This is a genomic window from Marinobacter sediminum, from assembly GCF_016820575.1.
Classification (GTDB): domain Bacteria; phylum Pseudomonadota; class Gammaproteobacteria; order Pseudomonadales; family Oleiphilaceae; genus Marinobacter; species Marinobacter sediminum.
The window spans coordinates 1,244,672-1,258,021 of sequence record NZ_JAEMQH010000002.1; the positions used below are offsets into that span (position 1 = coordinate 1,244,672).

10 protein-coding genes are annotated in these 13,350 nt (G+C 57.1%); 7 read left to right on the forward strand and 3 right to left on the reverse strand.

The genetic code is table 11. The features are described 5' to 3' along the window. Positions 1-129 precede the first annotated feature (129 nt). Entirely contained in the window at positions 130-1,797 is a 1,668-nt protein-coding gene (locus tag FGO67_RS12430; RefSeq protein WP_203300975.1) for an AMP-binding protein, read from the reverse strand. Positions 1,798-2,097: 300 nt separating this feature from the next. On the opposite strand from FGO67_RS12430, the gene FGO67_RS12435 reads away from it, so the two are divergent. From FGO67_RS12435 to FGO67_RS12460, 6 genes are all read left to right on the forward strand, one after another. Continuing rightward, positions 2,098-3,072 (forward strand): ABC transporter substrate-binding protein, encoded by a 975-nt coding sequence (locus FGO67_RS12435; protein WP_203300976.1) that lies wholly within the window; start codon positions 2,098-2,100, stop codon positions 3,070-3,072. Between the two features lie 65 nt (positions 3,073-3,137). Further along, a complete protein-coding gene (locus tag FGO67_RS12440; RefSeq protein WP_138441092.1) occupies positions 3,138-4,040 on the forward strand; it encodes an ABC transporter permease in 903 nt (300 codons plus the stop codon). Positions 4,041-4,049: 9 nt separating this feature from the next. Continuing rightward, positions 4,050-4,844, forward strand: a complete 795-nt coding sequence (locus FGO67_RS12445; protein ID WP_203300977.1) for an ABC transporter ATP-binding protein — start codon at positions 4,050-4,052, stop codon at positions 4,842-4,844. Positions 4,845-5,395: 551 nt separating this feature from the next. Next, positions 5,396-7,534, forward strand: coding sequence for an adenosylcobalamin-dependent ribonucleoside-diphosphate reductase (locus tag FGO67_RS12450; protein ID WP_203300978.1), 2,139 nt, complete (start codon positions 5,396-5,398; stop codon positions 7,532-7,534). Between the two features lie 28 nt (positions 7,535-7,562). Beyond that, on the forward strand, positions 7,563-8,261 hold the full coding sequence (locus FGO67_RS12455; protein WP_203300979.1) for a TSCPD domain-containing protein: 699 nt from the start codon (positions 7,563-7,565) through the stop codon (positions 8,259-8,261). An 84-nt stretch (positions 8,262-8,345) separates the two neighbouring features. Then, entirely contained in the window at positions 8,346-9,041 is a 696-nt protein-coding gene (locus FGO67_RS12460; protein ID WP_203300980.1) for an aspartate/glutamate racemase family protein, read from the forward strand. Here FGO67_RS12460 and FGO67_RS12465 read toward each other — a convergent pair. After that, positions 9,016-11,100 carry a dehydrogenase gene (locus FGO67_RS12465; protein WP_238942352.1) on the reverse strand — a complete coding sequence of 695 codons (2,085 nt, stop codon included), beginning with the start codon at positions 11,098-11,100 and terminating at the stop codon, positions 9,016-9,018. The two genes, FGO67_RS12460 and FGO67_RS12465, sit on opposite strands and share 26 nt — an antisense overlap. Before the next feature lie 164 nt (positions 11,101-11,264). Here FGO67_RS12465 and FGO67_RS12470 point away from each other — a divergent pair, with 164 nt between their 5' ends. Further along, the gene (locus tag FGO67_RS12470) at positions 11,265-12,278 is read left to right on the forward strand and encodes a class I fructose-bisphosphate aldolase (RefSeq protein ID WP_203300981.1); all 1,014 of its coding nucleotides are present in this window, start codon (positions 11,265-11,267) and stop codon (positions 12,276-12,278) included. A 2-nt stretch (positions 12,279-12,280) separates the two neighbouring features. On the opposite strand, the gene FGO67_RS12475 is transcribed toward FGO67_RS12470, so the two are convergent. Continuing rightward, the gene (locus tag FGO67_RS12475) at positions 12,281-13,273 is read right to left on the reverse strand and encodes an MBL fold metallo-hydrolase (RefSeq protein ID WP_238942353.1); all 993 of its coding nucleotides are present in this window, start codon (positions 13,271-13,273) and stop codon (positions 12,281-12,283) included. Positions 13,274-13,350: the final 77 nt, after the last annotated feature.

Below are 13,350 nucleotides of genomic sequence, written 5' to 3' on the forward strand. Positions count from 1 at the left end.
TCATCCTCCTGATCTTGTTCCAGTTTATTCCCACGCCCTGGGTTTCCCTATGCGACTTACGTCGGTTCCAGACCGCAAAAAGCCCGGCATGGCCGGGCTTTTTGAAGCACTCCAGGTGTCACCTTGGCATCACTGCCAAATCACCGCCTGGCGCTGTGCGTACCAGTTATCGACCTTCTCCTGATAGGCATCCTCGACCACATTCCGCTTCAGCTTCAGGGTCGGCGTCAGGAAGCTGTTTTCAATCGACCACTCATCACTAACCACGGTGATGAAGGCAAGCTGCTCATGGGGGTCGACAGTTTTGTTGACCTCCTGAATCAGGGCCTTGAAACTGGCCTCAAGCTCTTTGCGGAAGTTCTCATCCGCGGTTTTCGGACGAACCTCCTCACCAAGCATCACCAGGGCGTGGGGCTGGGTCTGATTGGCACCAGACACACACACCATTTCAATGGCAGCGTGGGACATCAGACGATTTTCAATGGGCGCAGGCGCGATGTACTTGCCTTTGCTGGTCTTGAAGATTTCCTTGATGCGACCGGTCAGCTTCAGACGGCCCATCTCGTCAATCTCGCCTTTGTCTCCGGTTTTAAGGAAGCCATCGTCAGTGAACGTTTCGCGGGTTTTCTCCTCGTCCTTGTAATAGCCCATCATGGTAGCCGGGCTCTTGACCAGCACTTCGCCCTGCTCACTGATTTTGACCTCCACACCCGGCAGCGCCTCACCCACATAGCCGGTGCGCGAGCGGCCCGGTTTATTCATGTGAGAGTACGCGAAGTTCTCGGACATACCGTAGCCTTCGAGCAACTCAAGGCCGAGGTTGCGATACCAATCGAGCACATCGCTGGACAAGGGCGCGGAGCCACTGCCCGCCAGCTTGACTTTGCTCAGACCCAGGCCCTTGAGGACCTTCTTCTTGATCAACTTATTGACCACCGGGATCTTCATTAACCGCTCCAGCTTCTGCTTGGGCAGTTTTTGCAGAACACCGTGCTGGAATTTCACCCACAGCCGGGGAACGGAGAGGAACAGCGTGGGCTGGGCGCGCTGAAGGTCCTGCACAAAGGTATCCAGGGACTCTGCGAAATACAGCTGGAAGCCGGTGTAAAGAGAGCCAAGCTCAACGAACGTCCGTTCAAACACGTGGGCCAAGGGCAGATAGGAAAGCATCCGCTCTTCCGAACCCACACCCAGGACTTGCGTTCCACCTTCAGCAGAAAAAGCCATGTTACGGAAGCTCAGCATGACGCCTTTCGGACGCCCTGTGCTGCCCGAGGTGTAAACAATGGTCGCCAGCTCGTCCGGATCGCGATGGGTATTTTCTTCCAGCGGCGGGTACTTGGCCACAATGTCGTCCCAAGATTCGAAATCGTTGGGCGGGCTCAGAGGGAAGGAAATGCAGCGCACTGACTCCGGCACCCCAGGCTTCATCATATCCCAGTCGTCGAGCTTGCCGACGAACAGCACATCGCACTCGGCGTGATTGAGGATGTAGTTGACGGTGTCGGAATTCAGGGTTGGATATAGCGGTACAGAAATGTGGCCGGCCATCCAGATGGCCCAGTCGGTCATGACCCATTGGGCGCAGTTCTTGGAGATCAGTCCAATCCGGCTTTTTTCCGGGAGGTTGAGCGACTTCAGATAAGCCGCAACACGCCGAGCCTCATCAACAGCTCTGCCCCAGGTATACTCCACCACTTTCCCATCACCAATTGGCTGGGTCATGTACAGGGAGTTCGCCTTCGCGTTCTCCCAGTGATAGACCATATCCAGGGGGAGCTTGTTTGTTGTGTCCATGAATCTTCCTTGCATTCGTTGTTCGAATTGTTGGGGGCTATTATTAGACTTTCGTAGGGTATTTCAACACACAATGCCCCGTCAAAGTGTGACACACGCAAAACTATTCCGGTTCGCAACTATCTCGTGCACTGCTCTCGTGCACTGCTTAATGCACTGCCCTTGCCAGAGCCAAGAATCCCTACCCAGAATACCGTCCGCCTGTGATAAACTTGCGCACCTTTATAGCTCTAAACACCAAAATAGCACTGAACATCAAAACCCTACCATAACCAGACACTGACTCGGAGACACAGGCATATGGCCAAGAGAACTCTGCGCACCCTGATTGGTGCAACACTGCTGGCAGCAGCAGGCCTGGTGCAGGCTCAGGACGTTCGTACCGTAGCCATCACCCAGATCGTAGAACATCCGGCATTGGATGCTGTTTATCAGGGCGTGAAAGATGAACTCGCAGCGCAGGGCTTCAAGGAAGGTGAAAACCTGAAGGTGATGCACGAGAGCGCACAAGGCAACTCGGCCATTGCCTCCCAGATTGCACGTAAATTCGTAGGTGACAGTCCGGATGTGATCGTGGCCATTGCAACCCCCTCAGCCCAGACGGTTGCAGCAGCAGCCCGCAACATCCCCGTTATTTTCTCTGCGGTTACCGATCCGGTCGGCGCCAAGCTGGTGCCCGGCCTCGAAGCGTCCGGCACCAACATTTCCGGCGTAAGCGACATGCTGCCGATCGACAAGCACCTTGATATGCTCCTGCGCGTCATGCCAGACGCCAAGCGTATCGGCACGGTCTATAACCCGGGTGAGGCCAATGCGGTTTCTCTGGTAAACCTGCTGGAAGAGCGTCTCGCCGCACGAGATCTGGAACTGGTCAAGGCTGCCGCCACTAAAACCTCAGAAGTGCTCGGTGCCTCCCGCTCCCTGGTTGGAGAAGTCGATGCCATTTATCTGACCACCGACAACACGGTGATCAGCGCTGTAGAAGCAGTGATTTCCGTGGGCGAGCGCGCCAGTATCCCAGTATTTGCCGCCGATACAGCCACGGTTTCCCGCGGTGCGGTAGCAGCCCTTGGCTTCAACTATTACAATCACGGCCGCCAGACCGGCGCCATGGTTGCCCGCGTTTTAAATGGCGACAAACCAGGCGATATGCCGGTTGAAACCATGGACACCCTGGACCTGTTCGTAAATCCCGCTGCCGCCGAGCGCATGGGAATTACCCTGTCGGATGACCTGATCCAGGACGCCAAAGAAGTCGTCAAGAACGACAAGTAACGCCCGACCAAAACGGGCGGACCCCAAAAGGGCCCGCCCGTTTTCTTTCACAGTGAATATTACCCATGCTCAGTGAAATCGCACTATACGGCGCCATTGAGACCGGTCTCATCTATGGCCTGGTCGCCTTTGGCATCTACATCTCGTTTCGGGTTCTCGACTTCCCCGACCTCACCGTGGATGGCAGCTTCCCACTCGGTGCGGCTGTTGCAGCCATGCTGATCATCGCAGGCTGGAACCCATGGATTGCTACCGGGGCAGCTATTCTGGCCGGTATGGCGGCAGGTGCAGTCACCGCCCTGCTCAACGTCAAGCTGAAAATCCTGAACCTGCTGGCCTCGATCCTGACCATGATCGCGCTCTATTCCGTGAATCTGCGCATCATGGGCCGACCCAACGTGGCCCTGCTGACCGAAGAAACGGTACTCACCCCCTGGTACAACCTGGACCTGGCCTACCACCATGTTCCTGTACTGCTGTTTGTGATCGTGGTGGCCGTATCCCTGATTCTGTTGTGGCGCTTCATGAAATCAGAGACCGGCCTGGCCATGCGTGCCACCGGCGCCAATCCGCGGATGGCCCGCGCCCAGGGCATCGCCACCGGTGCCATGATTGTACTGGGTGTAGCCTTGTCCAACGGCTTGGTCGGTCTGGCCGGTGCGCTGTTTGCCCAGAGCCAGGGCGCAGCCGATGTCACCATGGGCGTTGGCGTTATCGTCATTGGCCTGGCCTCCCTGATTGGCGGTGAAGCCGTCATTACCCCGTCAACCGTAGTGCGTGCCCTGCTCGCCTGCGTTATCGGTGCCATCATTTACCGCCTGGCCATAGCCTTTGCTCTGAATGCCGATTTTCTAGGCCTTCAGGCCCAGGATCTGAACCTGATCACTGCCGTACTGGTTACCCTGGCCATCGTGCTGCCCGGAGTCCGTACCTCTGTGATCGGCAAACTGACCCGCAACAAGGCCTGAGGAGGCGACATGATCAGTGCAAGCGATCTCCGACTTACCTTCGGCAAGGGAACGCCACTGGAAAACCCCGCACTCCGGGGCATGAGCCTGACGGTCAACCAGGGTGAGTTCGTCACCGTCATTGGCAGTAACGGCGCCGGCAAGTCCACCTTTCTTAACGCCCTCTCCGGCGAGGTGCTGGTGGACAGTGGCGAAATCATCGTCGATAACACCGATGTCACGAAGCTACCCACTCACAAACGCGCAGGCCAGGTTGCCCGGGTATTCCAGGACCCTTTAGCTGGAACCTGCGAGACCCTGTCCATTGAAGAAAACCTGGCATTGGCGATAAAACGCGGTCAACGCCGTGGCCTGACAGCTGCGGTCAAGAAACAGTATCTGGAGCAGTTCCGGGACAGCTTGTCGTCACTCAACCTCGGGCTCGAAAACCGCCTGGGCGACAAGATGGGGCTACTGTCCGGCGGCCAGCGCCAGGCCGTGAGCCTGCTGATGGCAAGCCTTACGCCGTCTAGCATTCTGCTGCTTGATGAGCACACGGCCGCACTGGATCCCAAGACAGCGGCATTCGTGCTGGAACTCACCACTCAGATCATTGAAGAACAGCAACTGACTGCCCTCATGGTCACTCACAGCATGAAGCAGGCCCTGGAAGTCGGCAGCCGTACCGTAATGCTGCACCAGGGACAGGTTGTGTTCGACATAGCCGGCAAGGAACGCGAAGGACTGGAAGTAAAGGATCTGCTCGGGCTGTTCGAGAAACAGCGCGGATTATCCGTGGATGATGACAGTTTGCTACTCGGCTAAAAGACTGGATAAGGGCTGGCTGGCGACAGCACGGGCTGCTCAATGCCTTTGAATCGCCACCGGCCCGATCCCGGCCCTTCCATAGCGTCCCCTCCTGAAATGATAAGTGCTTACCCGCCCATTTTTTAAACACAAGATGTAGTGTTTATGAATAATTACCCGCAAGCCGTGGTTTTACGGTGATTTTCACCGTTGCAACCGCAGGGCGATTGATTTTCTTAGCACCTCAACGCTATTCAATAGTTCCGATCTTCTTCACAGAACACAATATCCTGTTATACTTTTCGAAATTAAGCCTATATATAGGGCCCAGATTCGATACGACTGACCGCCGCCAGGCGGGCTTATAAACGGCCCCACCGGGCCAACAATAACGATCAGAGATAGATACCGGCACATCCAGGCGCTTTTTGTTCAAAAAACAACCACCATATATAGTGGTCGCTAACGCGCCAGGGGCAGAGCCGGTTTGTGAGAAATTCAAGGGGTGCAGTGCTGTCACAAGCACGGCGCTGTCAAAAGAAGACATACTGGAAATTCCGAGGGTGGCAATGAACGCTAAGGCACAGGCAGTGGTAACAACGATTCCGATGCAGGAAGCTTCACTCGACATCTGGAACAGCAAATATCAGCTGAAAACCAAGACTGGCGAGCCTGTCGACAAGGACATTAAAGCAACGTACGAACGCGTAGCGAAAGCCCTGTCCGAAGTAGAAGACAAGTCTGTACGCGAAAAGCACAAGAAAGACTTTGTCTGGGCCCTTCAGCACGGAGCCATTCCGGCCGGACGTATCACCTCCAACGCCGGCGCCGAAGCCCACAAGCCTGCCACCTCCACCATCAACTGCACCGTGTCCGGTTCTGTTCAGGATTCCATGAACGATATCCTGGAAAAAAACCACGAAGCAGGCCTGACCCTGAAAGCGGGTTGCGGCATTGGTTATGAGTTCTCCACGCTGCGTCCGAAAGGTGCCTATGTTGCCGGTGCCGGCGCGACCACATCCGGCCCGCTGTCGTTCATGGATATCTTCGACCGCATGTGCTTCACCGTGTCTTCCGCCGGTGGTCGCCGCGGCGCCCAGATGGCCACTTTTGACGTGCACCACCCGGACGTCATCGATTTCATCCAGGCCAAGCGTGAAGACGGCCGGCTGCGCCAGTTCAACCTGTCGCTGCTGATCACCGAAGACTTCATTGAAGCCGTTCGAAACGGCGATGACTGGCACTTGTCATTCCCGGTCACCCAGAAAGAAGTTGACGACGAAGGTCTGGATCTGACCGATGCCAGCCAGTTCGTGTACCGCGACTTCCCGATCCTCAAGGGTTACGTGGTCAATGAAGAAGGCAAAGTGGCGTGCCGGATATACCGCACTCTGAAAGCCCAGTTCATCTGGGACACCATCATGACCTCCACCTACGATTACGCCGAGCCTGGCTTCATCCTGATCGACAAGGTCAATCAGATGAACAACAACTGGTTCTGCGAGGACATCCGCGCTACCAACCCTTGTGGCGAGCAGCCCCTGCCTCCTTACGGCAGCTGCCTGCTGGGCTCGGTGAACCTGACTATGTTCGTGGACTACCCGTTCACTGACAAAGCCAGCTTTAACTACGAGAAGTACCGGAAGGTTGTGGGCATCTTCACCCGCATGCTGGACAACGTGGTTGAGATCAACGGCCTGCCGCTGGAAGAGCAGCGCCACGAAATCACCTACAAGCGTCGTCACGGCATGGGCATTCTGGGCCTGGGCTCCACACTGGCGATGCTCCGTATGCCTTACGGTTCTGAAGAATCCGTCCAGTTCACCGAAGAAGTGGTGCGTGAGATGGCCGTAGAGGGCTGGCGCCAATCCCTGGCCCTCGCCGAAGAAAAGGGTGTCGCTCCGATCATGGACGACGAGTTCGAAATCACACCCAAGATGCTGAGCAAGTGCCCGCAGCTGTCTGAGGACGGCTACAAGCTGGGCGACAAGCTCAAGGGCCGCGTCCTACACGCCAAATACAGCAAGTACATGCAGCAGATCGCCAGCGTTGAGCCGAAGCTGGTGGAAGAGCTGGCCGAGAAAGGCGGCCGCTTTACCCACCACACCTCGATCGCGCCGACTGGCACCATCAGCCTGTCGCTGGCCAACAACGCTAGTAACGGTATTGAGCCAAGCTTCTCGCATCACTACGCCCGGAACATCATTCGTGAAGGCCGTAAGACGAAAGAGAAAGTTGATGTGTTCTCCTTCGAGCTGCTGGCTTACCGCCACATGGTCAATCCGGGTGCAATGCCGTTCTCTGACGACGAAGACAAGAAGCTGCCGAGCTACTTCACCACGTCTGACGATGTAACGCCGTCTCAGCACGTAGATATCCAGTCTGCAGCCCAGAGATGGGTAGATTCCTCGATTTCCAAGACGGCCAATGTTCCGACAGACTTCGCCTATCAGGATTTCAAGGACATTTACCTGTACGCCTACGACATGGGTCTGAAGGGTTGCACCACCTTCCGATTCAATCCGGAAGCATTCCAGGGCGTATTGGTTAAAGAGAAAGATCTCGAGAACACCGAATACGAGTTCACACTGGATGATGGCAGCAAGGTGACTCTGAAAGGCAACGAGCAGGTCGAGTACGATGGCGAGATTCACAACGCCGCCAACCTGTTTGACGCTTTGAAAGAAGGCACTTACGGCAAGTACTGATCCGGGAACCCGACATAGGACAACGAACATGACAGTTAAAATCAGCAACAAAATCGTCGGCTACCGCGTTAAGAAAGCCGACACAGACAGCAACGCTGAAGCCAAGGCAACAGCGAGCCAGGAAACCAAGCCCGTTCAGATGAACGAACACATCGAACGGCCGGATTTCCTGCTGGGCACCACCTACAAGATCAAGCCGCCGATTGGCGAGCATGCGATGTACATCACCATCAATGACATCCTGCTCAACGAGGACACGGACCACGAAAGCCGTCAGCCCTACGAGGTGTTCATCAACTCCAAGTCGATGGAACACTTCCAATGGGTTATCGCCCTCACCCGCGTTATCTCCGCGGTATTCCGTAAAGGCGGCGACGTGACCTTCCTGGTGGAAGAGCTGCGCTCGGTGTATGACCCGAACGGCGGTTACTTCAAGAAAGGCGGTGTCTTCATGCCGTCGCTGGTCGCTGAAATTGGCGCCGTAATCGAGAAGCACCTGAAGGCCATTGGTCTGCTCGAAAGCGAAGAAATGAGCGAGACCACCAAGCGTATCCTGGCGGAAAAACGCGCTGAGTTCGAAGCCAGCCACACCACGGCTACAAACGACGACAAGGCCAGTGACTATCCAGCCAATGCCACCATGTGCGGCAAGTGCAGCACCAAGGCTGTCATTGTTATGGATGGCTGCGCCACGTGCCTGTCCTGCGGCGACAGCAAATGCGGCTAAACGACACGCCATGAAGCTGTAACCAAAAGGCCCGAAAGTAACCACTTTCGGGCCTTTTTCCGTTTAAAAAGGGAGGTTGCCCAGATGAAAACGATTGGCCTGCTGGGCGGGATGAGCTGGGAGTCCAGCCAGAGTTACTACCGCCTGCTGAACGAGGGAATCAAGAGCCGCCTGGGTGGCCTGCACTCAGCGCGCGTCATCCTCTACAGCGTGGATTTTGCCGAGATTGAGGCGTTGCAACACCAGGGGAACTGGGAGTCTACCGCCAACATCCTCGCCGAAGCCGCCCGGTCTACCGAGGCCGCAGGTGCTGATTTCCTGATGATCGGCACCAACACCATGCACAAGGTGGCGCCAGAGATCGCCGAGGCTATCAATATTCCGCTCCTCCACATTGCCGACGCAACGGCCCAGGCGTTGCAGAACGATGGCGTTAGCCGTGTCGGCCTGCTCGGCACCCGATTCACCATGGAGCAGGCGTTCTACCGCAGCCGCTTGGAGCGGGCGGGGATTGAAGTGCTGGTTCCAGACAAGGCCGAACGCAATGACATTCACCGCATCATCTACGAGGAACTGTGCCAGGGGCAGGTTTTGCCCAGCTCCCGAGAAAACTATTTAGCGACAATCGACTCCTTGGCCCATCGAGGCGCCCAGGCGGTCATTCTTGGCTGCACCGAAATCGGATTACTGGTTCAACCATCGGACACCTCAGTGCCGCTGTACGACACCACCGAAATTCATGCCGACGCCGCGGTCAGGCTCGCTTTGGGTGAGATTTGACGGAAGAGGGTTCACCTTCGAGCGCCCTCACCCGGGCTCTCACTCGTTCAAAATCATCGTCGCTGAACACCCCGTTTACGCCGGAAACGGAGGCCAGTTTCATCCCGTGTCTGAGCCCCAGCTTGTAAATCTCGCGGACTTTTTCCCACTCGATGTTCCGGCCCAGAGTGAAATTCTCAAAACGTCCCTCGAGCGCGAGAACGATGGTTTCAGCCAGGCAGGCATAGGCGATCCCCCGGGGCAAACCGATATCCTTCATCATGACGTCACCAGGTAACTGGATTTCACCGGATTCGATCACCAGCACGTCTGGCCGCTTGGCGACATCCGCAGCAGGAATATCCAGTGGCCGGGCGACATCGGTAATCACACAGCCCGGTTTCACCTTCATGATGTCCAGAATCTGCTTGCCCGCGCCCGACGTGGCGGTAACGATCATGTCCATATCGGCCACGTCCCGGTCGGCGGTACCCGCAACGTGGACCCGGGCCCCCGGCGTTTCTTGCTCAATGCTCTCCTTTAGAGCCAAGAGCTTGGCTGGCTCTGGTGCGGCCAGGTAGATTTCGTCCACCGCCTTGGCCAGTAATCGGGCACAGACAGAACCAATGGCACCCGTGGCACCCACTACCATCGCTTTCCCAGCCATTTTTCCACTCGGGCCTAAATGCACACGCCCAATCCGCTTCACGGCATCGTGGGCAGCCCAGAGCGCGCCAGAGGCGCTGTAGCTATTGCCCGTGGTAATCGGCAGTGGTGCCCGCTTGGCCACCGTAATACCAGCATCCCCCACCACCTTGGTGAAGGCCCCCAAACCCATGATCTGAGCGCCCAGTTTTTTTGCCAGCTTCGCCGCCGCCAGTAGCCGCGAATAAGTGAACTCCGGACCATGGGCCATGATCTCCCTGGGTGTGCCACCCACCGTTATTAACCAGCCCTCAACCTCGTCGCCGGTGGGCGAGCGAATGCCGGAAACCTTCGAATAGATAAACGGCGGTGAGTAAGCCACTGCCTTTTCCACCAGATTCATCACCGCCGGCGGTGAAATACTGGCGATCCAGTCCAGCGGAGGGGTTTTGGTCAGGTATTGCTGAGACAGGGGGTGAATCACGAACGCGAACCGGTTTACCCGGCGATAGCCGAGCGGATACAAGATGCGGGGTTTGATTCCGAGGGCCTCAATCACCCCCAGGTAATCGTCTGGTTTCAGTTGCCCGGGGCTGCGGGAGAGCACCGCACTGATCATGGCCTCCATTACGTTCATGCCCACTGGCCGATCATCCAGCCAGGGACTGTAATCGACCACCATTGCCACCCGCCGGGAGCGCATCCAGTCCAATCCGGACTCGGTCACCCGTGAAGTAATGATGGTTTTTCCATCCAGCAGTTTCTGACTGAAATTCGCAAGGTCAGCCATACCCGCCACAATGACATGGGAATTCTCAACAGCATGGTTCAGAGAATCCTTCACCAGCCCCTCCCCAAGTCGGTACAGAGGGCTACGCCGCATGCGGGTCAGGGTTGCGGCTGCGGCCGGCCGGAACAGTAGCGGCCCGGTCAAACCGGTGTAGGTCTCCAGTTGGCCCAGGCTGGTCAGCAATCGGGGCACTCCCAGGTCGATGTAGGGATCGGCAAACATGAGGTTGTCGGTATGCTCCGCGACCGCCTTGGCGATCCGATAACCCGCCTGGCCATTGAGGAATAGCACCCGTGCGTTATCAAAAAAATGGCCAAGTTCTGACTGCGTGTGTCGAATGGCCCATTCCTGCAGAATTCCCCGCAACCCGGCGCCGGTGGTCACTGGCTTGTCGGGCACGCAGGCTTCCAGGCGCTCGGTGTCCGGGTGTCGAAGCCGCTCCTTTCCGATCTGGTAGTGGTCATGCACCATGCTCAGGCCAATGGCATCGGCCTGATCCCGGACCGATTCGAGCAGCGCCTCGGCACGCCCCAGATCGCCGTCAGCGCCTAGCCGAATGACACGAAAGTTCTGGCCCAGAAATTCGGTCTCGATCTCATAGTCGAAATCTGAAGAGCCTTGGCTGACACTCACCACCGTTTTCATAGTCTGTATCGATCCTGATTCACAGCGTTATTAGGTTCAGGTTAAGCCAGGCTAGCGCTTTGTGCTTTAGCACAGATCAAATTTCAGTCATCCGCTAACCGTCTACACTAGTCAGGAGCACATGCGGAATCCTTCAGACTGACCCCGCTACGGAGGCATTAGCAATGAGTATTCAGGATGAACTCTCAGCCACTACCCAAAAGCTTATTCAGCCCGGCCAGGGGATTCTGGCCGCCGATGAAAGCCACCCGACCATTGCCAAACGGTTTGCCGCGGTCGGCGTCGATTCCAGCGAAGAAAAGCGCCGGGAATACCGCAGCCTGATCCTGTCTGCGCCGGGCCTGGGTGAATTCATCAGTGGCGTAATCCTGTTCGAAGAGACGCTCAACCAGCAAAGTCTGGATAACGTACCGATCCCGAAAATGCTGGAGGCTCAGGGTATTGTGCCGGGCATCAAGGTCGACAAAGGCAAACAGCCATTGATCAATGCGCCGGGCGATGAAATCACCGTGGGTCTGGATGGTCTCGAAGACCGGCTGGAGATCTACAAGAACGCCGGCGCCCGGTTTGCGAAGTGGCGCAACGTGTTCCACATATCAGACACCCTGCCCTCCCGCCAGGCTGTCGAAGCCAACGCCGAGGTCCTGGCCCGCTACGCCGCGATCTGTCAATCCATCGGCATCGTGCCTATTGTTGAGCCCGAAGTGCTGATCGATGGCGACCATAGTCTGGCGCGGTGCGCGGAGGTCAGTGAAGTGGTTCTGCGGGAAGTGTTTAACGCGCTGGCCCGGCATCGGGTGCAATTCGAGTACATGATCCTGAAGCCGAGTATGGTTACTCCCGGCAAGGATAGCCCCAAGGCCAGCCCGGAAGAAGTGGCGGAAGCAACCGTTTCAGTGTTCCGACGGGTGGTGCCTGCAGCGGTCCCCGGCATTAATTTCCTGTCTGGCGGCCAGACACCGGAGGAGGCGACCCTGAATCTGAACGCCATCAACAGCGTGGGAATCCAGCCTTGGGAGCTGAGCTTCTCCTACGGCCGAGCCCTTCAGGAACCGGCCCAGAAAGCCTGGGCTGGCGATCTGGGCAACGGCCCTGCAGCTCAGGACGCCATCTTGAAGCGGGCACGGCTCAATGGAGCCGCGCGCTCAGGCACCTACAGCCCCGACATGGAGCACTAAATTCAGTCGCAGCCCTGCGTGCAGTCTGCGTCGCCATTAAAAGCCATGGTGCGTCCACTCAGGGGGACGTACATCGGCACTTTCACCAGCTCTCGGAACTGTGCGGTACGGGTGCCCTGCCTAAGCTTGCCACCGTCGGTGGCCGGCTCGTTAGCATGGGAGGCAATAACGGCCTTTGGCTCAATCAACTCATTAATGACATAAGCCGCCTCTTTAGGGCCGGTGGTGTAGGTGTCACCAATGTTCATAACCACCAGTTCGGCGCCGTAGTGATTTTTCACCACCAACTCCTGCTCCGCGGTAATACCGGTATCCCCTGAAAGATAAACCACCAGGCCGTTAGAGAAGGTCAGGACATAGCCGGTGGGCGGCCCGACGCTCGCGCCAACACCTGCTGCCTTGAGGTATTCTGCGAGCGGTCCAGTCAGGAAACTGGGCGACACACCATTACTGTGCACCGCTGGCACGGTGGTCATGGCCACGCCACCCAACTCCTGCTCGGCGCCGAAGCGCACCAGCATGGAGTTCCCTGCATCACCGCCAGCCTCACGCAGTTTAGCGCTAAAGAACGCCGGCATTTCGCTGCCAGTAAGGATCTTGGCCTGCTTCTTTACAGCGATGTCTACGGTATTTGATTGTGGCAGGGTGGACACGGAGGTATCCGGAGCGGCACAGGTGCCAGCGTTAGTCTTGGCAATACGGGCATCGCCAACGTGATCGCCATGCATGTGCGACACCAGGACCACATCAATGTCCCCAAGCCGGGGATCATCCGGCCCGGCCACGGTGCGCCCGGCATCGTACAGAATCCGGGTGCCGTTGGGATCCTCGAACACCAGGGCCCGGTCGCGACTGCAGAACTCACCGTCGTGGCTGCCTAGCGGCGTCACCTTTACATCGCCCTCAGCCGCGCCTGCTCCGGCGACCAGCCCAATTGTCAGGGTCACACAGCCCGCCATTGTGGCGAGCGCACGTCGTGATAATCGATCAAACATGGGTATTCCTCCCTGGTGGATTATTCTTCTACAACCACAACAGTTACGAGCCTCAGCCCGCTTCGTACCAGTGTAGT

What these genes read in the sequence shown, in the direction of transcription:
- FGO67_RS12450 (WP_203300978.1), top strand. Translation starts at nt 5,396, where the DNA reads ATGAACGCTAAGGCACAGGCAGTGGTAACAACGATTCCGATGCAGGAA.
- FGO67_RS12445 (WP_203300977.1), top strand. Translation starts at nt 4,050, where the DNA reads ATGATCAGTGCAAGCGATCTCCGACTTACCTTCGGCAAGGGAACGCCA.
- FGO67_RS12440 (WP_138441092.1), top strand. Translation starts at nt 3,138, where the DNA reads ATGCTCAGTGAAATCGCACTATACGGCGCCATTGAGACCGGTCTCATC.
- FGO67_RS12470 (WP_203300981.1), top strand. Translation starts at nt 11,265, where the DNA reads ATGAGTATTCAGGATGAACTCTCAGCCACTACCCAAAAGCTTATTCAG.
- FGO67_RS12460 (WP_203300980.1), top strand. Translation starts at nt 8,346, where the DNA reads ATGAAAACGATTGGCCTGCTGGGCGGGATGAGCTGGGAGTCCAGCCAG.
- FGO67_RS12430 (WP_203300975.1), bottom strand. Translation starts at nt 1,797, where the DNA reads ATGGACACAACAAACAAGCTCCCCCTGGATATGGTCTATCACTGGGAG.
- FGO67_RS12475 (WP_238942353.1), bottom strand. Translation starts at nt 13,273, where the DNA reads ATGTTTGATCGATTATCACGACGTGCGCTCGCCACAATGGCGGGCTGT.
- FGO67_RS12455 (WP_203300979.1), top strand. Translation starts at nt 7,563, where the DNA reads ATGACAGTTAAAATCAGCAACAAAATCGTCGGCTACCGCGTTAAGAAA.
- FGO67_RS12465 (WP_238942352.1), bottom strand. Translation starts at nt 11,100, where the DNA reads ATGAAAACGGTGGTGAGTGTCAGCCAAGGCTCTTCAGATTTCGACTAT.
- FGO67_RS12435 (WP_203300976.1), top strand. Translation starts at nt 2,098, where the DNA reads ATGGCCAAGAGAACTCTGCGCACCCTGATTGGTGCAACACTGCTGGCA.